Source organism: Salinicola endophyticus (assembly GCF_040536835.1).
Classification (GTDB): Bacteria; Pseudomonadota; Gammaproteobacteria; order Pseudomonadales; family Halomonadaceae; genus Salinicola; species Salinicola endophyticus_A.
On record NZ_CP159578.1, the window covers coordinates 2668704 to 2691626 of the forward strand.

The following is a 22923-nucleotide window of genomic DNA, read 5'->3' on the forward strand; positions in this document are numbered from 1 at the left end:
CTGGCGCAGGCGGACTAAAGACAGACTCAGGAAGCGCTCGCGATCGGCTCAGGAGGAGCAGGAGAGGCACACCGGTGGCGCGCTGGCGGCCGGCGCTTCGGCCCAGGCGGCCATGCCGGGGCGTGCCTCGAACGGCGACGCCAGCAGCTCGCGGAAGGTGCGCAGCGGCTCGGCATCGCCGGCCTGGGCCGCTTCGATCACCTGCTGCGCCAGGTGGGTGCGCAGCACGTAGAGCGGGTTGACCCGGCGCATCGCCGCCAGCCGCTCGGTCTCGCCGCGAGATTCATGCGCGAGACGTGCCCGGTAGCGCGCAAGCCACTCATCGAGCTGGGCATCAGCGACCTCTTCGCTGAGCACCAGGCCCCCGGCGACATCGCTCTCGGACAGGGCGCGGAAGCTGCGGTGAAAATCCGCGCCCGCCCGACCCAGCATCTCCAGCCAGTCGTCGATCAGCGCCCCATCCTCCTCGCGCTCGACCTCCAGCCCCAGCCGGGCGCGCATCAGGATGGCGTAGGCCGCCTGCAGCGTCGGCTCGTAGCTGTCGAGGATCTCGCGCAGGCGCTCGGGGGCGATCAGCGGCGTCAGGCACTGGGCCAGTACGGTGAGATTCCACAGCGCGACGCCGGGCTGCTGGTCGAAGGCGTAACGCCCGCTGGCGTCGGTGTGGTTGGGGGTGAGCTGGGGGTCGTAGCGGTCCATGAAGGCGTAGGGGCCGTAGTCCAGCGTCAGCCCCAGGATCGACATGTTGTCGGTGTTCATCACCGAGTGCACGAAGCCATAGGCCTGCCAGCGCGCGATCAGCTCCGCGGAGCGGGTCACCACGTCCTGATAGAGCGCCTCCAGCGGCGCCGGCTGGGTCGCGAGCTGCGGCCGATGACGCTCGATCACGTGGTGCATCAGGCGCGCGAGATCATCGCTGCGTTTCTGCTGGTAGAGCCACTCGAAGTGGCCGAAGCGCACGTGACTCTCGGCCAGCCGCAGCAGGGTGGCGCCGGGCTCGACCCGCTCGCGCATCACCTTCTCGCCATTGACCGCCACCGCCAGTGCCAGGGTGGTGGGAATGCGCAGACCGGACATCGCTTCACCGGCGAGATATTCACGGATCGACGAGCGCAGCACCGCGCGGCCGTCACCGAAGCGTGAATACGGCGTCTGCCCGGCCCCCTTGAGATGCAGATCGCACGGCCCCTGCGGGGTCAGTGCCTCGCCCAGCAATAGCCCGCGGCCGTCGCCTAGCGCCGGATTGTAGGTGCCGAACTGATGCCCGGTGTATTTCTGTGCCAACGAGTCCATGCCCGGCAGCAGCGTGGCACCGCTCATCAGCGCGGTGAGCTGGTCGTGGTCGATCGCCTCGGGGTCGAGGCCGAGGCGCAGCGCCGCGGTGGGGCTCAGGTCGAGCACCCGCGTCTCGGCCCATACGCTGGGCGTGACCCGGGTAAAGAAGTCTTCCGGGAAGCGCGACCAGACGTTATCGAAAACCAGCGCGTCGAGACCGTTGTCAGCCGTCATGCCGTCCTCCTCGAAGCGGGGTGGGTAGTGGCGAGATCGTGGCGGGAATGACGCTCTAGCTTACACCCTCACCCCGCGGTCCTGCACACCAGCCAGCCCTGCCACCAGCCGGCACCGCAGGCAGACCCCGCCGGGCGCTGCCCGAGGACAGGCGCGAGGCGTGGCGAGACGGTGATGTGGCAAGACACAGTGGTAAAGGCCGGATCAGGCGGAAAAGGCCGGGCAAGCGCGAAAGGCGAGATCAGGCGGGGCTGGCGTCGCTGTCGCTGGCATCCAGACCGTGATCGCGGATCAGCTCACCATTGGTGCGCAGGAGTGCCAGCAGCTGCTGCTGATAGTCGGGCGAGGTGGAGTAGTTGTGCAGCTTGCCGATCAGCCGCTCGGCCGAGATCGAGCGTCCGCGCGTGGCCAGCGTCATGCGCTCCTGGCGCAGCTGGGAATAGGCGCGGTGGGTATTGAGATTGTGCAGATAGGCGCGCACGCCGTCACGCACGCTGTCGAACACCTGGAAACGCCGCGAGGTGCCGTTCTGGGCAATACCGCAGCCGGGCGAGAAACAGCGCATGCCGAACAGGTTGTTGCTCTCGCGGGCAATACGCGAGGTGCCCCAACCGGACTCTTCGACGGCCTGGATCACCACCATCTCCAGCGGAATGGTATTGACCCGGCTGAGCAGCTCCGGGCTGACCTGGCCCGGTTTGCAGCTCACCCCATAGGCGTCGCACAGCCGCGCCAGACGCGCTTTCTCGTCGTCACGCAGCGGATTGACCCGGGTGCTGATCGCGAACAGCCAGTTGCGGTCGCGCTGGATCTGCGCATTCTCGGCCTGGACCAGCGGCACCAGCAGTCCGAGGAAGGCCGCCTTGCGCTTGGCGCCGGCCTTGTACTCGCGCAGATCGGGCAGCTCGCTGACCGGATCCAGGGCTGGCTGGGTGACGCTACTGTAGAGGGTGGGCGCAGTTTCGGATGCCGGTTCGGCCTGAGCCGACATCGGAAACGGGGCTTGCGCCAGGGTCAGTACGGCAGTCAAGGCCAGAGCAGTGGTACGACGACTGAGCCCCGGCCGACGGGTCGATCGCCCATCGGCCGGGGGAAAGGATCGCGACATGGTGGCGCTCCTCGTATGGAAAGATGGCAGCAGGCTAACAGCAATTCGCCGCCAAGTTGAGTAAATATCGTGCAAAGTCTTCGGACAGGCCGTGAATTCGGGAACCACTGCATAAATGCCTGCACGAGCGAATGGCTGCGTTGCGCGGTACTCGAAGGCTCGCCTAACCCCATGTTATGTCTCGCCTTCTGCGTTCCGTGCGCCTTGCCCTTCATCTCGTTCGGCGATTTATTCAGCACTTCCTTCGCAGGCCCCGAAAAGCACTCGGCCGGCCCCGAAACGGGGCCGGCCGAGCCAGCGGACGTAGCGCCGAGCGAGGTCGACGCCGGGCCGGTCAGGCGCTCAGCAGCGCATTGAGCCGCTTGACGTAGGCAGCCGGATCATCGAGATGACCGCCCTCGGCGATCACCGCCTGATCGAGCAGAATGCGCGACAGATCGCTGAAGCGCTCGCCGTCGGCAGACTCCAGCCGCGCTACCAGCGCATGCTCGGGATTGAGCTCGAGGATCGGCTTGACCTCGGGCAGGGTCTGGCCTGCGGCCTCCATCAGCCGGCGCATCTGGAAGCCCATCTCGTGCTCGGGCAGCACCACGCAGGCCGGCGAGTCGGTCAGGCGATGCGTCACACGGACCTCCTGGACATCCTCGCCCAGCGCCTCCTTGACCCGCTTGACCAGATCTTCCTTGGCCTTGGCGGTTTCCTCCTGAGCCTGCTTCTCGGCTTCGTCGGCCATGTCGTCGAGGTCCAGGTCGCCCTTGGCCACATCGGCCAGCGACTTGCCGTCGAACTCGGTGAGATGGCTCATCAGCCACTCGTCGATGCGGTCGTGCAGCAGCACCACCTCGATGCCCTTCTTGCGGAAGATCTCCAGGTGCGGGCTGTGACGCGCGGCGTTGAAGCTGTCGGCGACGATGTAGTAGATCTTCTGCTGGCCTGCCTTCATGCGCTCGACGTAATCCGCCAGCGACTGGTCCTGCACGCTGCTGTCGGTATGAGTGGTCGAGAAGCGCAGGAGCTCGGCGATCTTGTCGCGGTTGGCGTAGTCCTCCGCCGGGCCCTCCTTGAGCACGCTGCCGAAGGTGTTCCAGAAGGTCTGATAGGCCTCCTTGTCCTTGGCCAGCTTCTTGAGCATGTCCAGCGCGCGCTTGGTCAGCGCCGACTTCATCGAGTCGACCTGGGGCGACTTCTGCAGCAGCTCGCGCGAGACGTTGAGCGGCAGATCCTTGGAATCGAGCACGCCCTTGACGAAACGCAGGTAGAGCGGCAGGAAGGCTTCGGCGTCGTCCATGATGAAGACGCGCTGGACGTAGAGCTTGAGCCCGCGCACGCCGTCACGCTGATACAGGTCGAACGGCGCGCGCTCAGGTACATAGAGCAGGCTGGTGTACTCGAGCTTGCCCTCGACCTTGTTGTGGCTCCAGGTCAGCGGGTCGCTGAAGTCATGCGCGATGTGCTTGTAGAACGCCTTGTACTCGTCGTCACTGATCTCGGCCTTGGGCCGTACCCACAGCGCGGTCGCCTCGTTGACCGTCTCCCAGCTGACGGTCTCGCTGCCTTCGATCTCGTTGCCCTCTTCGTCACGAGCCTTCTCGACCTTGGGCATGCGCACCGGCACATCGATGTGGTCGGAGTACTTGCGCACCAGATTCTTGAGGCGGAAGTCGTCGGCGAACTCCTTGGCGTCCTCCTTGAGGTGCAGCACGATCTCGGTGCCGCGCTCGGGGCGCTCGATATCGGCAATGGTGAACTCGCCCTCGCCCTTGGAGCGCCACTCCACGCCCTGCTCGCTGTCGGCACGGCGGGTACGCACCACCATCTCATCGGCGACGATGAAGCCGGAGTAAAAACCGACCCCGAACTGGCCGATCAGCTTGGCGTCCTTCTGCTTCTCGCCGGAGAGCTGCTTGAGGAATTCGGCGGTGCCGCTCTTGGCGATGGTGCCGAGGTTCTGGATCACCTCATCGCGGCTCATGCCGATGCCGGTATCGCGCACGGTAACCGTGCCGGCGTCGGCGTCATGTTCGATCTCGATCCTGAGTTCTGGGTCCTGACCGTAGAGCGCGTCGTTCTCCAGCGCTTCGTAACGCAGCTTGTCGCAGGCGTCGGCGGCGTTGGAGATCAGCTCACGCAGGAAGATCTCCCGATTGGAGTACAGGGAGTGGATCATCAAGTGCAACAGCTGCTTGACCTCGGTCTGGAAACCGAGCGTTTCTTCTTGAGTGGCAGTGGTCATCGGTGAGCCTCTTGACACGGTTGCGAAGTAAAAAGACCAAGGAAATGAAGACGATCAGCGATATGGGGGTGGCCGGTGGCTTTTCAACCACTGCCGTTTCAGGCCCTGCGATTCTCAGGCACCGCGCTGCGGCGCGGCGGGATCGTCGTCCCAGCCCTTCCAGCGCCGGTAGCCGTCGAGCGCGTGATCGACCCGGGTGAGCAGCCAGCCGACGATGAAGACATCGTCGACCAGGCCGATCACCATCAGGAAGTCGGGAATCAGGTCGAGCGGCGAGACCAGATAGACCAGCGCCGCGGCCATCCAGGCGAAGGCCGCCCACGGCACCGGGCGGTAGCGTCCGCGCACCACGTCGGCGGTCATCGGGCCGAATACCCGAAAAGCCCGGCCGATGCGCGCCAGCGCGCCGCCGCGCTGCTTGAGCCGCGAGAGTTGAGTCAACCAACGCCAAGGTGTCATACGCTCGGCCTCCTTGAGAAAAGCGACGCTTATCGGTCGATGGGCAATGGCGCCCTGAGGGTATAGATGGTTACGATTGTGCCTGGATTCAACGCCGGGGACGGTGGCGCGGCCATACCGCCCCCGGCGCACGACATCCATGCCGGCGATTTACCCCGGCGTGAGATGCACCGACCCGACGAGAGAGTTCGCGATGCCCGCATTTCTTCAGCGTAGTCTCGGCAAGCGCCAACCCTGGCTGCGCCGCTGTTTCGCCGGTGCCCTGGGCCTGGCCCTGGTCGCTCCGGCGCTGGCCGCCACATCGAGCGACGACCTGGTGATGAAGCAGGCCCTGGACGCCGCGCGCGACCAGCGCTGGGACGCCATCGACCAGGCCGCGATCCAGGATCACGTGCTCGCCGGCTACGTCGAGTACCACCGCCTGCGTGCACGGCTGAGCACCGCTTCCGCGGCCGAGGTCAACGCCTTCATCACGCGCTACGGCGACTCGCCGCTGGCGGAATGGATGCGCGGCACGGCGCAGACGCGCTTCGGCCAGCAGGGTCGCTTCGCCGACCTGCTGGCGATCAGCGACGGCGAGCCCGATGGCGCCATTCGCCAGTGCTACTACTATACCGCCCTGCTCGACCGTGACCCCGCCCGCGCCGCAGCCGGCGGCGAGACACTGTGGCATGTCGGCGCCTCCCAACCGGACGCCTGCGATGCCCTTTTCGCCACCCTGACCCAGCGTGGCGTGCTCACCGCCGAGGACACCTGGGAGCGCATGATGCTGGCCTGGGAAAACGGCCAGAGCGGCCTGGTGAGCTACCTCGAGCGCAGCCTGGGAGATACCTGGCAGCCCGCCATCACCCAGTTCGAGCGCGTCAGCGCCAACTATGCCGCGGTCACCCAGATCCCGCAGGACCTGGGGCCCGGAAAAGGCGCCGCCGGCGCGCTGACCGCTGCCACCATGCACGCTTTTACCCGCGCCGACACCGAGGCCGCGCTGGAGGCGTGGCGCAAGATCGCGCCGCACGCCGTGCTGAGCGACACCCAGCGTCAGCGCATCGAGCGCGACCTGGCGTTCTACTCCATGGTCCGCGATGTCGCCAACAACCAGGGCTGGGTCGACGCCAACCTGCCGCGGCTCGCCGATGCCAACCTGATCGAACTGCGCATCCGCAATGCGGTGACCTCGGGCCATTGGCAGAACGTGGTGCGCTGGACCCAGGCGCTGCCCGCCGAGGCGCGCGGCGACGCCCACTGGCAGTACTGGCTGGGGCGCGCCCAGGCGGCACTGGGCAACGATGAGGCTGCGCGACGCGCCTACGCAACCGCGGCCAACGAGCGCAGCTTCTTCGGCTTCGCCGCCGCCGACCGCCTGGGCCAGCCCTACCATCTGCAGATGAGTGACACCCATGTCACCACGCTACAGCAGGAGCTGACCAATATGCTGCCGGTGGTCCAGCGTACCGAGGCGCTGATGCGCATCGGCGAGGAGGGACTGGCGCGCAGCGAGTGGTATACCGCCGCCGCCCGCGACACCCCGGAGCAGGCCGCGGCCCTGGCCGACTACGCCATTCGCCAGGGCTGGTACGCCATGGCGGTGCAGACCACCATCGCCGCCAAGCAGTGGGACGCCCTGCCGTGGCGCTTCCCGGCCGCCTATCGCGACGCCTTCCTGCACTGGGGCGAGCGCCAGCAGGTCGACCCCTTCCTGCTGATGGGCATCGCCCGCCGCGAGAGCGCCTTCAACCCCGAGGCGATGTCACCCGTGGGTGCCCGCGGCCTGATGCAGCTGATGCCGGGTACCGCCGACCACGTGGCTCGCCAGCTCGGCATCGCCGCGCCCAGCAGTGCCGAGCTGTTCCAGCCGCAGACCAATATCCGCCTCGGCAGCAGCTATATCCGCAGCATGCTGGAGCGCTATCGCGGCAATCGCATCGCCGCCACCGCGGCCTACAACGCCGGCCCTCAGCGGGTCGACCGCTGGCTCAGCAGCGCCCCGCGGGAGTTCGATCGCTTCGTCGAGAGCATTCCGTTCCGCGAGACCCGCGACTACGTGCAAGCGGTGCTCGCCTATCGGGTGATCTTCGAGAGTCTAGCCAAGCAGGGTGATACCCAGGGCGTGGCCATGCTGACGCCGGCCGAGCGCCAAGGGCGCTACGACCCGACCCTGATCGCCAGCAACTGAGGCGCTTCTCGAAGTCTGAAGGAGAGTCGGCCAGGCCCTGCGACACGCACAGGGCCTGGCCGAGGATGGCGAGAGCACTGGCCTTGCACGGCAAGGCTGTGATCCCGAGCAAAGAGACTACAGCAGCCAGATCCCCAGCCCGAGGCCACCACCGAGGGTGATCAACAACCCCGCCAGCATCATCAGGCCGTCACCGGCGGTCAGCCCCAGTGCCATCACCACGATCGCCAGCGCCGGCAGCGCGGCCGCGAACGGCAGCAGCTCCAGCGGCATCATCGACAGCCCCAGCAGGGTCATCAGCAAGGCCAGCAGGCGCTGGGTCAAGCTGCCCAGCAGCCACGTCAGGCGCGGCTGCAGCAGGCGGTCGATGCGTCGGGTCCAGGGCTTGGCTCGCGCGGCGATGCGGTGCCAGCGCGCGTGACTGATCCCCCGCCGGGCGAGCCGCCGGGGCAGCCAGGGCGCCCGCCGCCCGAGCACCAGCTGGACCGCCATCAGCGCAATGAAGATCCCGCACAGGCTGGGCACCCCCGGCACGCCGCCGGTGGGCAGCAGCGCGATCAACCCCGGTATCAGCACCACCGGGCCGAAGCCGCGGGAATTGAAGGTCTCGACGATGTCGCCGAGGGTGATGGTGTCATCCTCGACGCGCTCGTCGAGGGTGTCGAAGATAGCGGTGAGCTTCAGCCGCTCCGCCATGCGTCACCTCCCTGTGACGTTGAAACGCGTTAACTTTGAAACCCTGTGACGTTGAAAAGAGACGCGGCCGCACCGGCCAGGGTCAGAGACCGCGGCGCGCGTGCTTGAGCGAGATCTGATCGTTGAGGGTCCAGAAATCGTAGAGCACGCCGAGCAGGAAGAAGCCTCCGGTCACCAGATAGAGCAGGCCGGTGAGCCACTTGCCCATGTACATGCGGTGGATACCGAAGACACCCAGAAAGGTGAGCAGGATCCACGCCAGGGTGTAGCTGATCGGGCCGGCACGGAAGCGCAGGTCCGCCTCCCGATCCATGGCCGGGATCAGGAACAGGTCGATCAGCCAGCCGATGCCGAGTAGCCCCAGCGTCAGAAACCATAGGGTACCGGTCACCGGCTTGCCATAATAGAAGCGGTGAGAACCGGTGAAACCGAAGATCCACAGCAGATAGCCGATGACCTTGCTGTGGGTATCGTTGAGTGCGACTTCGCCTCGTGCCACGGAAAAAACTCCTGAACTGTCCAAACACGGATGCCGCGAGCGCGGCTCGCGGTGAGCGACAGCTTACCCGAGAGCCCCGTCCTCATGCACCCTGCGCTTACCTAGCACGCTGGCAAGGGTCTCTCGGCGGCAGACGACGGCCAGTCGAATCCTCTGGCCTGCCGCGAGCGGTGCAATCCAATCGTCATATGCATATGGCCAACTTCTTAAAAAGGGTTAAGAAAACCATACCCGGTGCCGCGATCACCCCGGAAAAAAGGCGCGGGAGGGCTGTAGACGTGCACGTTTTTTCCATCTATGGTGCTTTAGCGGGGTATGGAGATCACTCGACCAAAGTCAAGCTGGCAATGCTTGACCGTCAGAATGACCCCCATGCATCATCCGCTGCGTAGGTTTGCAGGTAGAATGTCGTCAGTTGTCAGTCGCTCGTCGAACTCCTCTTGCGCATTCCCCCCTCGTCTTACCACGCATTTCGAGCTTCCCGTGGGGGGTGCTCGGCTTCACTACTAGGCAAGTTAAGGAAATCGACAATGGCAACCGGCACTGTCAAATGGTTCAACGACACCAAAGGCTACGGGTTCATCTCTCCCGATGACGGCGGCGATGACCTGTTCGCGCACTTCTCCGAAATTCAGGCAGAAGGCTTCAAGACCCTGCAAGACGGCCAGAAGGTCACCTTCGACGTCACTCAGGGCAAGAAAGGCCTTCAGGCCGCCAACATCAAGGTCAACGGCTGAGTTAGCCAACCCTTGAGAAGAAAGCCCACCTTAGCGGTGGGCTTTTTTATGGGCGCCGTTTGCGTCAGCTCTCGCCGATATCTTCGTTCCAGACCTCGGGGTGAGCGTCGATGAAGCGCGCCATCAGCTCGCGACAGTCGGCGTCGTCCAGCACCTCCACCTCGACACCGCGCTCACGCAGCAGCGCCTCTTCGCCGAGGAAGGTGCGATTCTCCCCCACCACCACCCGTGGAATGCCGTAGAGCAGGATCGCCCCGCTGCACATCGAACATGGCGACAGCGTGGTGTAGAGCACACTGTTGCGATAGACGCTGGCGGGCTGCCGCCCGGCGTTCTCCAGCGCATCCATCTCGCCGTGGAGCACGGCGCTGCCACGCTGCTGGCGCTGATTGTGGCCGCGCCCGATGATTCGCCCTTCGTGTACCAGCACCGAGCCGATCGGCACGCCGCCCTCTTCCAGACCCAGACGCGCCTGTGCGATGGCCGCCTGCATGAAGTCATCCATATCCTGCTCTCCCGAAGGCTAGGCTCTGTACGAAAACTACCTGCGCTCGGCAATACGGCGTTAAAAATCGGCTCAAAATGCTCATTTACACCCTGTAAACTCCGCGTTTTCGCCGATTTTTGCCTTGTCTTGCCTTCGCTCGCTGACTTTTCGTACAAACCCTAGGGTCAATGATCGCTCAGTCGTCTCTCAGTCGTCTCTCAGTCGTCTCTCAGTCATCTCTCAGCCATCTCTCAACAACGGGCAGCGTGACGGCACCACCAGCGGCAGCGCCTCGCCTTCGAGCGACGCGCGGAAGCGGCGATAGCGGCGCGGCTCACCATCGAGGTTGAGCGGGAAGGCACCGTCGCTGTCGAACTCCACCCAGGGTACCCGCAGATAGCGTACGAACTCGCCGTCGTTGGGCAGATTCTCCAGTTCGTCGATGATGCGCTTGAGTTCGCCGAGCGAGCTGAAGTGGCGTACGAACAGCAGCTCCAGCAGGCCATCGTCGATCCGGGCCGAGGGCGCCAGCCGCTGACCGCCGCCGGCCTGGGCTCCATTGCCGATCGCCAGCATGAACAGTGGCACCCGCGCCTCGCCCTCGGGCCAGCGCAGGTGCCCCTCGAACGGCTGATAGTTCCACGCCTTGAGCATGCCCATCAGCGAGTAGGCGCCGCCGCCGAGCAGGCGTTTGAGCCCGACCGGCGTCGAGGTGGTGATCTCGGCACCGAAGCCCCCGGAGGCGACGTTGATGAACGCCTCGTCGTCGAGCATGCCGACATCCACGCGCCGGGTATCGCCGGTCAGCGCCAGTTCGAGCGCGGCCGTCGGGGTCATCGGCAGTTCGAGACCATGGGCGAAATCGTTGGCACTGCCCAGCGGCAGAATGCCCAGCGCGGGACGCTGCTCGACCGGGTGGCGCATCAGTCCGGCGACGGTCTCGTTGATCGAGCCATCGCCGCCACCGGCGATCACCCGCGAGGCGCCCGCCGCCACCGCCTCGTCGACCAGTCGGGTACCGTCACCCTCCTCCCAGGTGACACGCACCGAAAGCTCGTGCCCCCGCGCACGCAGCGACTTCACCGCACTGCGAATCTCCGGCTGCTGCGCGGACTTGCCGTTGAGTATCAACCACGTCGTGCCCTCGCCATGACTGGCCATACCGATCGAATCCTTTCCTTGGGGCGACGCTCGCGCGGCGCCTTGATCTTCCGCTGTCACCGCAGTGCAGTCTAGCAGCCCGCCGCGGCAACGGCTGCTCGCCGTGGCGACGCCAGGCCGCTATGGGCTGGCTCGCCGCCCTCAACCCCAGCGCCGCGCCAGGACCCACAGCAGGAGCCCGCCGCCGGTACACAGCGCGGTGAGCGTGAACTGAGGCGCCAGCGGCGTCATCAGCGCCAGGGTGGCGACGATTGCGCCGCCGCCCAACTGAATCGCCCCGAGCAGCGCCGCGGCGGTGCCAGCACGCTCGGGAAACGGCTCCAGCGCCAGACTGGCCGCGGAGCCCAAGATCATCGAGAAGCCCACCGACAGCAGTGCCACCGGCGCCATGAAGGTGGCCACCGAGAGTGGTACCCCCAGATAGAGCGCGGTGATCAGCAGGCCCCCACCCATCACCACCACCAGCCCGCGCTGTACCGTGGCTTGGCGTCCCCAGCGATGCATCAGGCGTGGCACGAAGAAGAACGCCAGGGTGCTCACCAGCGCGTTGGCGCCGAACCACAGGCTGAATACCCACTCGGGCTGCCCCAGCCGGCCCATCACGATCACCGGCGCGGCCGAGACGTAGACCAGAATCGCCGCCATCATCGTGCTCACCAACAGCGCATAATAGAGGAAGCGCGGGTGGCCGAGCACCGGACGATAGCGTGACCAGCGGTAGAGCCTGCGTTCGATCGGGGTATCGGTCGGTCGCGTCTCGCCGAAGCGCCACCAGGCACCGAGGCAGAGCAGCGCGGCGAACCCCATCATGAAAGCGAAGTTGCTGCGCCAGCCAAAGGCCACGGTGAGCGCGCCGCCGATCACCGGGGCGAGCGAGGGCACCAGCGTCAGCGAGCCGTTGAGATAACTGTAGAGCTTGGCCCCGGTCTCCGGTGGGTAGCTATCGCGCACCGCCGCAAAGGCTACCGTGACCGTGGCGCAGGCGCCCAGCCCCTGCAGTACGCGGGCCGCGTAGAGCCACTCCAGAGTCGCCGCGCCGAGCCCCATCAGCGCGCCGGCCAGGTAAGTCAGGGCGCCGCCGAGCAGCACCGGCCGGCGGCCGAAGCGGTCGGCCAGCGGCCCCACCAGCACCTGCCCGACGCCCACGCTGAGCAGGAACAGGGTGATGGTCACCTGGAGCGCGGCGAACGGACGCTCGAACTCGCGCGCCATCGCGGTCAAGGCAGGCAGATAGATATCGATGGCCAGGGGCGACAGCATGACTGCGCCCATCAGCACCCAAAACGGCGGACGTCCTCTGCCCTGCATCGCAACCTCGTCATCCCGGCAAGAGCGCCCACTCTAGCGGCTGGCACAAGGATGACAAGCATTCTCGTCGCCGCACAGCAGCGACAGCCTGGCAGCCGGACATGACGCTCAACCGTCGCCGGCGGGTGTCAGCTGGAACTCGCGCAGCGCCGGCAGACCACGCAGATGCTCCGCCAGCGGCCCCAGGTGACCACGATCGTGGGTGCGCAACAGCAGGCGATACTCGAACTGCCCACCATCGTCGCGGGTGCGATAGCTCAGGCTCTCGACATGCAGGCCATAGCCCTGGACCAGCGCCAGGATATCGCGCTCCTCGGGTACCTCTGCGCTGGCGTAGCGCAGCGTGCAGCGGGCGTAGCGCCTGCCGGGCAGACGCGCCTCGACCCGACGGAACAGCGACAGCGTCAACAGCGTGATCAGGGTCGCCATGATCCCCGGAAACAGAAAGCCGATGCCGTAGAGGATGCCCAGTGCCGCGGTGATCCAGATCGAGGCGGCAGTGGTCAGCCCGCGCACGGTCAACCCCTCCTTGAAAATCACCCCCGCGCCGAGAAAGCCGATCCCGGTCATGATGCCCTGGGCCATGCGCGTGGGGTCGGTGCGCACCGTGGCCTCGGGCACCGTGTTCCCCAGCCACTGCCACTGGTAGACCGTCACCATCATCAGCAGCGCCGAGGCCACACATACCAACGCGTGGGTGCGAAACCCCGCCGGGCGACCATGGAAGGTACGCTCCAGGCCAATCAGACTGCCCGCCAGCCAGGCCATGCCCAGGTGGATCACAATCGTCACACTGACTGCCGACATTCGTGGCTATCTCCTTGTCTCATTTACCGCTATCGTTTCAGCATCAGATACGTTTCAGCATAACCGCCGCCGTGGCCATGACCAGATCGCGCGGCGGTCATGCCGTGCGTCCCGTCCATCGCTCGGAAGGATCCGACCTTGAACAAGCCCAACGACCTGACCCCGCCCAGCCGCGTCCGCGATGAACAGGAGGAGCACGACCTGCAGCTCGATGGCGACAACCTTCCCTCCCGCGCCGCCGCGGTCCACGAGAAGATCCGCGAAGAGGGCGAGAAGGAGCTCAACCGCACCGTCTCCGCGCTGGCGTGGTCAGCGGTGGCCGCCGGCCTGTCGATGAGCTTCTCGATGCTCGCCAAGGGACTGCTGCGGGCCCATCTGCCGGATACCGACGTCGGCTTCCTGGTCGAGTCGTTCGGCTACACCATCGGCTTTCTGGTCGTGATCATGGCACGCCAGCAGCTGTTCACCGAGAATACCGTCACCGCGGTACTGCCGGCGATGAGCCAGCCACGCCTGAGCAAGTTCCTGTGTCTGCTGCGGCTATGGGGCGTGGTGCTGCTAGGCAACCTGGTCGGGGTGGCGATCTCGGCCTGGGCGATCCTCGCCCTGCCGATCTTCTCCGCCGAGACCCATCAGGCGTTTCTCACCCTGGGCGAGCATATCCTGGAGAACACGCCGATGCAGATGTTCGCCAAGGGCATCGTCGCCGGGTGGATGATCGCCACTATGGTCTGGCTGCTGCCCAGCGCCGGCAGCGCCAAGATCTGGGTGATCCTGATCGTCACCTACCTGGTGGCGATCGGCGAGTTCACCCATATCATCGTCGGCTCCACCGAGGTGATGTATCTGGTCTTCTCCGGCCACGCCAGCTGGTCCGAGTACCTCTTCCATTTCGGCCTGCCGACGCTGCTGGGCAACGTCTTCGGCGGCACCTTCATCTTCGCCCTGATCAGTCATGCGCAGATCCGCAGCGACGGCGAACGCTAGGCTTGGTACGAAAACTGCTTTCGCTCGCCGGCTTTTCGCAAGAGCCCTGGACACGACTTCACACGGCCGCGCTCAAGCCGAGCGCGTGCCCGCCGATACTCTCCGAGAGCCATATTCATACAGACGCCCCGGCGATCGGACAGGAACTCTCTACACATGTCATTGAAACCTTGGGTGCTGCTCTGCGGCCTGCCGCTGCTGGGCGGCTGCTTCGGCGTCAACACCTCCCAGGCCCCGCTGGCCACCACCTACCCGGCGACCACCCAGCAGCGCATGCAGGCCGCCTATCACTGGGAGGTGCTGGCACGCCATGAGGCCAAGGCGATCATGGCCGACCACCGGCTCGACCGGCGCGCGCTCTATCTCAAGCCCCCCGAGACCGAAACCGCCTTCAGCCGCGGCTTTCGTTCGCTGCTGACCAGCGAGCTGGTGAAACAGGGCGCCACGGTCAGGACCAGCGATCTCGGCGCGGCCACCGTCACCTTCGACGTGCAGGTCGTGACGCATCGGGATCGCCAGCCGATCCGTCCTCCCCAGGGTGCGCTGACCGCGCTGGCGGCGGGCATCGCGGTGGCGACGATTCCGTTCAACCACTGGTCGGAGCCCTCGCTGGCGCTGATTCCCGCGGCCGGGCTGGTCGACCTTTTCAGCGGTAGCTGGACCTCGGAGAGTGACGAAGAGGTGATCATCACCGTGCAGGCCGACGAGTATCAGACCCTGCTCTACTCCTCCTCCAATCTCTACTACATCAACCCCGGCGATAGCGGCCAGTACGGCCGTGCGCCGGCCACCACCGCCGAGCGCGGCCAGCTCAAGGTATCGTCACAATGGTGAGGCGCAGCACAGGGAGTTCCGCAATGTCCGTATCCGACTGCGCTCGGCTTTGGCTGCTGGTGCTGCTACTGGCGGCACTGGCAGGCTGCTCGATGCTCGACCCCAACGGCCGCCCGCACCAGCCGACCACGCTGGAGCGAGTCGATGCGGCGGCCAAGGCACTGGTCGAGAACAGCCGGGGGCGGCTCGACGACAGCGCACCGCTGGTCGCCACCACCTTCGTCGACGTCGACCACCTGGGGCAATCCTCGACCCTGGGCCGTACCCTGAGCGAGATGTTCGTCTCGCGGCTGGTCGAATCGGGCATGCAGGTGATCGAGGTCAAGCTGCGCAACAGCCTCTACATCGAAGAGAACACCGGCGAACTGATCCTGTCGCGCAACGTGCAGCGGCTGAGTCAGGATTACGATGCCAGCGCGGTGCTGGTGGGCACCTACGCCCAGGCCCAGGACCGGCTGTTCGTCAATGCCCGGGTGGTACGTATCGCCGATCGCGCCATTCTCGGCGCGACCAGCTTCGAGCTGCCGCTCAACAACGACCTGCGGACGCTGCTGCCGCCCAACTACCCCTGAACCGAGCTCACCGCAAGACGACCTCGACAACGCAGAAGGGCGCCCAGTGGGCGCCCTTCTCGTCTTGCGTCGTGGGTGTCGGTCTGAGGTTCAGTCGACGGTGGTCGCGCGGGCCTCGGTGCTCTGCGGGGCCCCCTGGGCCTCGGCCAGGTTGATCCCGGAGAGGATCGCCTTGAGCGACGCACTGACGGTATCACTGTCTTCAGCCACCGCGCAGATGCGCTGACCGCCGACATTGAGCTGAACGAAGGCGATGGCGTTGGCGTCGCTGTCACCGCCCAGCGAGTGCTCGCTGTAGTCGATGATCCCCACGCTGGTACCGGTATGGCGCTGCCAGGCATCGGTGAAGGAGGACATCGCACCGTTGCCCTTGCCCGACAGGCGCAGGGTCTCGGCACCCTGCCACAGGGTCACCTCGATGCCCTCTTCCTGCCCCTTGGAGAGCCGGTAGTCGGCCAGCGACAGCGGCGCTTCACGCTGGAAGTTGTCGAACATCACCTGGCGAATGATCTCGCTGGAGAGCTCGCTGGCGCGCACTTCGCTCTCCTTCTGCACATACGGCGCCAGCGCCAGCATCATCCAGCGCGGCAGGCTGATGCCGTAGTCGCGCTCGAGCAGGAACGCCATCCCACCCTTGCCGGACTGACTGTTGACGCGGATCACCGCCTGGTAGTCGCGGCCGATGTCGCGCGGATCGATGGGCAGATAGGCCACCTGCCACGGCTCATCGGGGCGCTGCTTCTTGAGCGACTTGCGGATGGCATCCTGATGGCTGCCGGAGAAGGCGGTGTAGACCATCTCGCCGACCCAGGGGTGGCGCGGATGCATCGCGATACCGGTGCACTCCTGCACCACCTGGATGATCTCGTCCGGATTGGAGAGGTCGAGCTCGGGGTCGATCCCCTGGCTGTAGAGGTTCATCGCCAGGGTGACGATATCCATGTTGCCGGTGCGCTCGCCGTTACCCAGCAGAGTTCCCTCGACGCGCTCGGCACCCGCCAGCAGGGCGAGCTCGGCGGAGGCCGCGGCACCGCCACGGTCGTTGTGGGTGTGCACCGAGATGATCACGCTGTCGCGATTCTTGATGTGCTGGCAGAAGTACTCGATCTGATCGGCGTGGTGGTGCGGCCCGGCGACCTCGACCGTGGTCGGCAGATTGAGGATGCACTTGTTGTCCGGGGTCGGCTGCCAGACATCCATCACCGCCTCGCAGATCTCCAGCGAGAAGTCGATCTCGGTGCTGGAGAAGCTCTCCGGCGTGTACTCGAAGCACCACTCGATCTGCGGGTAGCGCGCGGCGTAGGTCTTGACCCAGGTCGCCCCCTGCACGGCGATATCGACGATCCCTGCACGGTCCATCTCGAACACCCGCTCGCGCTGGGTGGTGGAGGTGGAGTTGTAGAGGTGGACGATCGCCCGTTTGGCGCCGACCAGCGACTCGAAGGTCTTTTCGATCAGATGTTCGCGGCACTGCACCAGCACGGCGATGGTGACATCCTCGGGGATCTGATCCTCTTCGATCAGCCAGCGCACGAAGTCGTAGTCCGGCTGACTCGCCGAGGGGAAGCCGACCATCACCTCCTTGATCCCGACCTTGACGATCTGGTGCCAGAAACGCTGCTTCTGGGCCACGCTCATCGGCTCGAGCAGGGCCTGGTTGCCATCGCGTAGGTCTTCGCTGACCCAGATCGGGGCGTGATCGAGATCACGATCCGGCCACTGGCGGTCGAAGGCGGGTACCCGGGGGGCCGGGCGGTACTTGCGATGATCGAAGGCGGACATGGCAACCATCCTGACGAGGTAAATAGAGCCGACGGATTGTGGGGCGCGCCATGGGCGCGAGCCCCGCTGTTGAGCCGCCGCGGATGGCGGCGGAAAGGGGGCCGGATCCCGGATGCAGAAGCCGGCCCTAAGCTGCTTGTGGCAGCAGAGACAGTGTACGGCTTTTGTGCCGACAGGACATTGCGAAGATCGATCTTTCTCGACGCCAGATGGCATAATCTGCCAACGAAAACGAAAAATCAGACGGATATTGCCAATGAGTACGCCACAGCCTCTCGCACTCGATCGCTACGACCGGCGCATTCTCGAACTGATCCAGCAGGAGGGCCGGATCAGCAATCAGGAACTGGCCGAGCGCATCGGGCTGTCGCCCTCGCCCTGCCTGCGCCGCCTGCGCGCGCTGGAAGAGAGCGGCCTGATCCTCGGCTACCGCGCTCTGGTCGACGCGCGCCAGCTCGGTTATCGGCTAATGGCGCTGGTGCACATCTCCATGGATCGCCACACCCCGGAGCGCTTCGCCAACTTCGAGCGTCAGGTGGCCGCCCTGCCCCAGGTGCAGGAGTGCCTGATGATTACCGGCCAGGAGGTCGACTACCAGCTCAAGATCCGAGTCGAGGACATGGATGACTATCAGCAGCTTCTGCTGCAGCACATCACCCCGATCGAGGGCGTCTCCGGCGTCCACTCCAACTTCGTGCTGCGACCGGTGTTCGAAAATCGCGGCGTGCCGGTAGCACCCTGAGCGCGTAACCGACGCTGACCGGCGTGCGCCCATGCCGCAACTGGCCGTCCCGGCGCCAGGCGTGCTGGAATGGGGTGACCGCCGCCTCCCACAACGCACGAATTCGACCATACTCATGCATGACACCGCGTGACCGACCACAACACAGGAAAATGCCATGTCTTTTCGCCGTACCCTGCTCGCCTCGCTGCTGCCGCTGGCCGCCGCCGTCCTGACGCCGGCCCAGGCTCAGCAGCCGAGCGCACCGCAGGTCGACACTCAGCAGTTCCAATCCTGGGAAGTGCGCTGCCCCAAGGGCGGTGAGCGCCAGAGCTGCGTGATGAGCCAGGTGGTCAACAACCCCGACATCAACGATCCGCTGATGCGTGCCATGGTCGGTCATCCGGCCCAGGCCGATGGCCCGGTCATGGTCTTCCTGCTGCCACTGGGCGTGCGCCTGGCGCCGGGTATCCAGCTGCAAGTCGACGACAACGAGCCGGTGGGTATGCCCTATCAGGTCTGCCTGCAGCAGGGCTGCCGCGCCAATCTGGCGCTGTCGCCGCAGCTGCTCGCCCAGCTCCGTGGCGGCAACAAGGCCACCGTCAGCGCCATCGCCCCGGACGGCAAGCGCCTCGACATGGATCTCTCGCTGATGGGCTTCACCGGCGCCAGCCAGCGCATCGCCTCGCAGTAACGCTTCCTCACCTCGAGATGTTCGGTCCGGCGCCCTGCGCCGGGCCGATCTCGACACCACGCTGGCCGGCGCTGCCGCCTGCAATGCTGCCCTCTGATCCGATCTCTCGCCCGCTCTCCTGGAACGCCTTTCACAACCGCTAGACGACGTGGGTTTATCCGGCGGCAGGGCGTCGCGAGGGCGCTGTGACCCCCTCCCTGGGCGCTACCTTTGCCATCCCTGGCAAAGGACCCTCGCTTTGCCCTGCCCCCGGCGCCCATCGTCAGCGGGGTTGTAAACACCCTCTTAGACGTTGGCGCAATTGTGCCCGCGCTGGCGGCTTGATATGACTTTGTGTGCAAAAGTCATCTCATCCCGTCCCGCGCCGGCACGCCGCCCGCGCCCGAGAGATCCCCCGAGAGGTTCCATGAACGTCAAGCGCACCTTGAAGCTCCTGCTCGCCGCCGCCGTGGTGGCCTCCCCGGCGGCCTGGGCGGAGTATCCCGACAAGCCCATCACGCTGATCGTGCCCTGGGCCGCCGGCGGCGGCACCGACGCCACCGCACGGATCATCGCCAGCGCGCTGGAGCAGGAGCTGGGCCAGACGATCAACGTGGTCAACCGCACCGGGGGCAGCGGTGTCGTCGGCCACACGGCCATAGCCAACGCTCGCCCGGATGGCTATACCCTGGGCCTGGCGACGGTGGAGCTGGACATGATGCACTGGCAGGGGCTCACCAGCCTGACCTACCAGGACTTCACCCCGATCGGTCAGATCAACTTCGATTCGGCCAGCCTCTCGGTGGGCGAAGACTCCCCCTTCAAGGACCTCGAGGATTTCGTGGCCCAGGTGAAATCTCACCCGGCGGGCACCTATACCGCCTCGGGCACCGGCCTCGGCGGCATCTGGCACGTGGCCCTGAACGGTTTCCTGATGGATCAGGGCATCGCCGCGGGCAAGCTGACCTGGATTCCCAGCCAGGGCTCGGCGCCGGCGATGACCGAGCTTGCCTCCGGCAGCATCGACGTGGTCGCCTCCTCGCTGCCGGAAGCGCGCGCCATGATCGAGGCCGGCGAGATCCGCAGTCTCGGCGTGATGACCCCCGAGCGTCTGAGCGGCTTCCCCGACATCCCCACCTTCCACGAGCAGCTCGGCAGCGACTTCAGCCTCGGCGCCTGGCGCGGTGTGGTCGGCCCCAAGGGGCTCGACGAGGCGGTGGTGAAACGGCTCGAGATGGCACTGAAGACGGCCTACGACAGCGACGCCTATCAGAGCTTCATGGCCAAGCAGGGCTACGGCGTGGTGTGGCGTGATGCCGACGACTTCGAGACGCTGATGGCCGAGGACGATGCCAAGTTCGGCGAGATCATGAAGCAGATGGGGCTGGCCCACTGAGGTCATCACCCTACCACCGGCGTCGCCGGACGCCGGATCACCGAGGACCGATACGCATGCAGCTCCCGCACAATCCGTTTCACGCCGCGCTGGATGGGCAGACCCGCTATGGCTGCTGGGCCGGCTTCGGCACCGGCTACGCCACCGAGATACTCGCCACCACCGGCTTCGACTGGCTGCTGATCGATGGTGAGCACGCTCCCAATACGGTGCCCAGTATCCTGGCGCAGCTGCAGGCGGTGGCGTCCTACCCCTGCGCGCCGGTGGTGCGCTGCGTCAACCACGACCCGGCGCTGCTCAAGCAGTTGCTCGATATCGGTGCCCAGACGCTGATGGTGCCGATGGTCGACACTGCCGAGCAGGCCGCGCAGCTGGTCGCGGCGACCCGCTACCCGCCCCGCGGCTTCCGCGGCGTGGGCGGCGGCCTCACCCGCGCCACGCGTTGGGACGCGATCCCCGACTATCTCGCCCGCGCCCATGAGACGCTGTGTCTGATCGTCCAGGTCGAATCCCGTGCCGGTGTCGACAACGCCGCGGCGATCGCCGCCACCGAAGGCGTGGATGGGATCTTCGTCGGGCCGATCGACCTCTCCACCGGCGTCGGCCATGTCGGCAACCCCAATCATCCCGACGTCCAGGCGATGATCCGCCATACCCTGGAGGTCACCAAGGCCGCAGGCAAGACAGCCGGCATCCTGGCGCCGGCCGAAGCGGACGCCAAGCGCTACGCCGAATGGGGGTTCGACTTCATTGCCGTGGGTATCGATATCAGCCTGCTGCGTCGGGCCGCGATCGAGACGGTGTCGCGGTATAAAAAGGACATCTCCCCGGCGTCCTCGAGCGTGGGATATTGATGCCACGCAAGCACAAATAGCGCGGGCAATATATGCCCACGCCAGGTCGATGAATCCAGGTTTCAGGGTGATGAAAAGCCCCGGCCACACAGCGTGGCCGGGGCTTCGCTAAGCGAGCGTTTCTCCGCAATATCGACACACCCTTACTACTTTTTGCGGCGCCTCGGCAGCCGCTGTCTTCTGTCTATCGGCGGCCGCTGGTGCCGGCACCGCACTCTGCGTCAGGTCAGTGGCGATCGGCACGATCGTGCCCTGCTCTGCGCGCAGGCCGAGATCCCGCAGCATGTGGGCATCGAGATGGGAGAGCGCGCGCCAGTCGTGCCGGCGGCGACGAGCCAGGGCCAGACGGGCCTTGAGGGCATCGATGAGAGTCTTCAGCGTCATACTTGTCCACTCCTTCAGGCGAAGGCCGGACAAGTATCGCGATCATGGCGGGGTGGATTTTCCACTCTCTATCGGCCGCGATACTCGTCGCGGCCGATAACGATCTGCTATCCCAGGCGCGCGACGCAACGACGAACTCGATGATTGTGCTGGCGCACATTGATCGAGAACATCGAAAAAGTCGGGCGATGGAATAGGGTCATGATCGCGTCCAGGGAAAATGCCGAAAATCGGCAGAAATGCCGGCGTGTCTGAATGACACTCGCGACCCTTTCGATTAAAAGCGAGAGCCATTCGACGCGTCAATCTCTTTATCGCCAAAACGCTGGCAACAAACGCGCATCGGATCAAAAAAACCGCAACCCCGGGTCATGTATCGCCAGAGTCACGGTTCGGTAGCGCTGCAGAGCAAGACGACATGCATTCATCGTCGCAGCACTTTCATCATTTTCAGCATCTTGCCGTTGTCACACGATCAGGGGTCGACGCCCGGCTCGGCCGAATGACGACCCCGCCGTTTCTCAGGCGTAGGTGTTGATCTGGGTACCGACGGTACCGGTGGCCGCCAGTTTGGGCTCCGGCGCCATCGAATCCATCAGCTGCGAGATTTGCGCGGACTGATTGTCGAGCGAGCGCTTGAGCAGCGACGCCTGCATGTCCTGATCCTGATTGAACTGCTGCAGCGCGACTCCGGCACCGACGACAGCATTGACTGCACTATCCATAGGAGACTCCCTATTTCCTGTTCTCGGTTGAGAGGGATTACCCTCAGGTCTTCTATCGGCGGCTGTCACCCCAGGCTTTAGCTTATAGACTGCCGGTTCCGACACTCGGCACGCCAGTGCCCATCCTCATGCGGAGGTGATGCTTCGATGATTCAGCTTTCACGATCGCTGCGCAAGCGCAGCCCGGTGCGCATCGCCGCGATATTGGCCACAACAGGCGTCGCGGCGGCGCTACTGGCCGGCTGTCAGCCCCAACCGCAGGACGCCGCCGGCAGCGGTGAGGCGCAGCGCACCTTCCATAGCGCCGAGGCCGGCGTGACCCTTGCCTACCCGGCGACGCTCGAGCGCGTCGACGGCAATACCGGCACACCGGCGGTCAGAGGCTACTTCGACAACGGCAGCTGGCAGCTCGACGCCTCGGCCCCCGGCAAGACGCTGATCACGCTCGCCCTGCCCGGCTCGAACGCCATCACCACCGGGCTCTGGCGCCTGGGTATCAGCCGCGACCCGGTGGCGGTGCGCCAGTGCCAGCGCCTGCCTGCCAATGCCCAGCGCCAGCCGGGCCCGAGCACCCTCGGCGGGCATGATGCCACTCTCTTCACGCAGAGCGACGCCGGCATGAACCACTTCCGCGAGGTCGAGAGCTATCGCCGCGTGATCGCGGCGACCTGCTACGCCGTCGATCTGATCGTCGAGGGCAGCAACGGGGAGGTCTACGATCCGCCGCGTCAGGCACCCTTCTCCCGCGATGCGGCATGGCAGGCTCTGCGCGAGGTCAATGCCGGCCTGCACCTGGACAGATGAGCGGCCGCGCGCAG

Annotated in this window: 23 protein-coding genes; 10 read left to right on the plus strand and 13 right to left on the minus strand. The window is 65.7% G+C overall.

The features are described 5' to 3' along the window. Window positions 1-48: 48 nt before the first annotated feature. The 4 genes from ABV408_RS11935 to ABV408_RS11950 all read right to left on the minus strand — a co-directional run bounded on the left by ABV408_RS11935 (window position 49) and on the right by ABV408_RS11950 (window position 5309). Window positions 49-1509, minus strand: coding sequence for a protein adenylyltransferase SelO (locus ABV408_RS11935; protein ID WP_353979172.1), 1461 nt, complete (start codon window positions 1507-1509; stop codon window positions 49-51). A 241-nt stretch (window positions 1510-1750) separates the two neighbouring features. Then, window positions 1751-2617: a glucosaminidase domain-containing protein gene (locus ABV408_RS11940; RefSeq protein ID WP_353979173.1), complete on the minus strand. Its 867-nt coding sequence runs from the start codon at window positions 2615-2617 to the stop codon at window positions 1751-1753. Between the two features lie 334 nt (window positions 2618-2951). Beyond that, window positions 2952-4850, minus strand: a complete 1899-nt coding sequence (gene htpG / locus ABV408_RS11945) for a molecular chaperone HtpG (protein WP_353979174.1) — start codon at window positions 4848-4850, stop codon at window positions 2952-2954. A gap of 114 nt (window positions 4851-4964) precedes the next feature. Beyond that, the gene (locus ABV408_RS11950) at window positions 4965-5309 is read right to left on the minus strand and encodes a DUF1232 domain-containing protein (protein ID WP_353979175.1); all 345 of its coding nucleotides are present in this window, start codon (window positions 5307-5309) and stop codon (window positions 4965-4967) included. Between the two features lie 193 nt (window positions 5310-5502). On the opposite strand from ABV408_RS11950, the gene ABV408_RS11955 reads away from it, so the two are divergent. Then, on the plus strand, window positions 5503-7482 hold the full coding sequence (locus ABV408_RS11955; RefSeq protein ID WP_353979176.1) for a transglycosylase SLT domain-containing protein: 1980 nt from the start codon (window positions 5503-5505) through the stop codon (window positions 7480-7482). Window positions 7483-7599: 117 nt separating this feature from the next. Here ABV408_RS11955 and ABV408_RS11960 read toward each other — a convergent pair whose 3' ends face one another. Both ABV408_RS11960 and ABV408_RS11965 read right to left on the minus strand, forming a co-directional pair. Further along, the gene (locus ABV408_RS11960) at window positions 7600-8178 is read right to left on the minus strand and encodes an exopolysaccharide biosynthesis protein (protein WP_353979177.1); all 579 of its coding nucleotides are present in this window, start codon (window positions 8176-8178) and stop codon (window positions 7600-7602) included. An 82-nt stretch (window positions 8179-8260) separates the two neighbouring features. Beyond that, window positions 8261-8677 carry a TM2 domain-containing protein gene (locus ABV408_RS11965; protein WP_353979178.1) on the minus strand — a complete coding sequence of 139 codons (417 nt, stop codon included), beginning with the start codon at window positions 8675-8677 and terminating at the stop codon, window positions 8261-8263. 530 nt (window positions 8678-9207) lie between these two features. Here ABV408_RS11965 and ABV408_RS11970 point away from each other — a divergent pair. Then, window positions 9208-9414 (plus strand): cold-shock protein, encoded by a 207-nt coding sequence (locus ABV408_RS11970; RefSeq protein ID WP_353979179.1) that lies wholly within the window; start codon window positions 9208-9210, stop codon window positions 9412-9414. Between the two features lie 64 nt (window positions 9415-9478). Here ABV408_RS11970 and ABV408_RS11975 read toward each other — a convergent pair whose 3' ends face one another. From ABV408_RS11975 to ABV408_RS11990, 4 genes are all read right to left on the minus strand, one after another. Then, the gene (locus tag ABV408_RS11975; RefSeq protein ID WP_353979180.1) at window positions 9479-9919 is read right to left on the minus strand and encodes a nucleoside deaminase; all 441 of its coding nucleotides are present in this window, start codon (window positions 9917-9919) and stop codon (window positions 9479-9481) included. Window positions 9920-10141: 222 nt separating this feature from the next. Further along, entirely contained in the window at window positions 10142-11062 is a 921-nt protein-coding gene (yegS, locus tag ABV408_RS11980; RefSeq protein ID WP_353979181.1) for a lipid kinase YegS, read from the minus strand. A gap of 141 nt (window positions 11063-11203) precedes the next feature. Further along, window positions 11204-12370, minus strand: a complete 1167-nt coding sequence (locus tag ABV408_RS11985; RefSeq protein WP_353979182.1) for a multidrug effflux MFS transporter — start codon at window positions 12368-12370, stop codon at window positions 11204-11206. Window positions 12371-12478: 108 nt separating this feature from the next. Further along, entirely contained in the window at window positions 12479-13177 is a 699-nt protein-coding gene (locus ABV408_RS11990; protein ID WP_353979183.1) for an MgtC/SapB family protein, read from the minus strand. A gap of 138 nt (window positions 13178-13315) precedes the next feature. Here ABV408_RS11990 and ABV408_RS11995 point away from each other — a divergent pair, with 138 nt between their 5' ends. The 3 genes from ABV408_RS11995 (at window position 13316) to ABV408_RS12005 (ending at window position 15570) form a co-directional block, all read left to right on the plus strand. Beyond that, complete coding sequence (locus ABV408_RS11995) at window positions 13316-14164, plus strand: formate/nitrite transporter family protein (RefSeq protein WP_353979184.1); 849 nt, start codon at window positions 13316-13318, stop codon at window positions 14162-14164. Window positions 14165-14320: 156 nt separating this feature from the next. Then, window positions 14321-14998, plus strand: coding sequence for a hypothetical protein (locus tag ABV408_RS12000; RefSeq protein ID WP_353979185.1), 678 nt, complete (start codon window positions 14321-14323; stop codon window positions 14996-14998). A 23-nt stretch (window positions 14999-15021) separates the two neighbouring features. Beyond that, on the plus strand, window positions 15022-15570 hold the full coding sequence (locus tag ABV408_RS12005; protein ID WP_353979186.1) for a FlgO family outer membrane protein: 549 nt from the start codon (window positions 15022-15024) through the stop codon (window positions 15568-15570). A gap of 90 nt (window positions 15571-15660) precedes the next feature. Here the strand turns inward: ABV408_RS12005 and ABV408_RS12010 are convergent, their stop codons facing one another. Then, complete coding sequence (locus ABV408_RS12010; RefSeq protein WP_353979187.1) at window positions 15661-17352, minus strand: 2-isopropylmalate synthase; 1692 nt, start codon at window positions 17350-17352, stop codon at window positions 15661-15663. 256 nt (window positions 17353-17608) lie between these two features. Between ABV408_RS12010 and ABV408_RS12015 the strand changes: the two genes are divergently transcribed. From ABV408_RS12015 to ABV408_RS12030, 4 genes are all read left to right on the plus strand, one after another. Then, window positions 17609-18094 carry an Lrp/AsnC family transcriptional regulator gene (locus ABV408_RS12015; RefSeq protein WP_353979188.1) on the plus strand — a complete coding sequence of 162 codons (486 nt, stop codon included), beginning with the start codon at window positions 17609-17611 and terminating at the stop codon, window positions 18092-18094. Between the two features lie 157 nt (window positions 18095-18251). Then, window positions 18252-18767 (plus strand): invasion associated locus B family protein, encoded by a 516-nt coding sequence (locus ABV408_RS12020; RefSeq protein ID WP_353979189.1) that lies wholly within the window; start codon window positions 18252-18254, stop codon window positions 18765-18767. A gap of 406 nt (window positions 18768-19173) precedes the next feature. Further along, a complete protein-coding gene (locus tag ABV408_RS12025; RefSeq protein WP_353979190.1) occupies window positions 19174-20142 on the plus strand; it encodes a tripartite tricarboxylate transporter substrate binding protein in 969 nt (322 codons plus the stop codon). A 56-nt stretch (window positions 20143-20198) separates the two neighbouring features. After that, entirely contained in the window at window positions 20199-20996 is a 798-nt protein-coding gene (locus ABV408_RS12030; RefSeq protein WP_353979191.1) for an HpcH/HpaI aldolase/citrate lyase family protein, read from the plus strand. Between the two features lie 108 nt (window positions 20997-21104). Here the strand turns inward: ABV408_RS12030 and ABV408_RS12035 are convergent, their stop codons facing one another. Next, the gene (locus ABV408_RS12035; protein ID WP_353979192.1) at window positions 21105-21380 is read right to left on the minus strand and encodes a DUF1127 domain-containing protein; all 276 of its coding nucleotides are present in this window, start codon (window positions 21378-21380) and stop codon (window positions 21105-21107) included. Between the two features lie 521 nt (window positions 21381-21901). After that, on the minus strand, window positions 21902-22105 hold the full coding sequence (locus ABV408_RS12040) for a putative motility protein (protein ID WP_353979193.1): 204 nt from the start codon (window positions 22103-22105) through the stop codon (window positions 21902-21904). A 147-nt stretch (window positions 22106-22252) separates the two neighbouring features. Here ABV408_RS12040 and ABV408_RS12045 point away from each other — a divergent pair, with 147 nt between their 5' ends. After that, on the plus strand, window positions 22253-22909 hold the full coding sequence (locus ABV408_RS12045; protein ID WP_353979194.1) for a hypothetical protein: 657 nt from the start codon (window positions 22253-22255) through the stop codon (window positions 22907-22909). The last annotated feature ends 14 nt before the right edge of the window (window positions 22910-22923 follow it).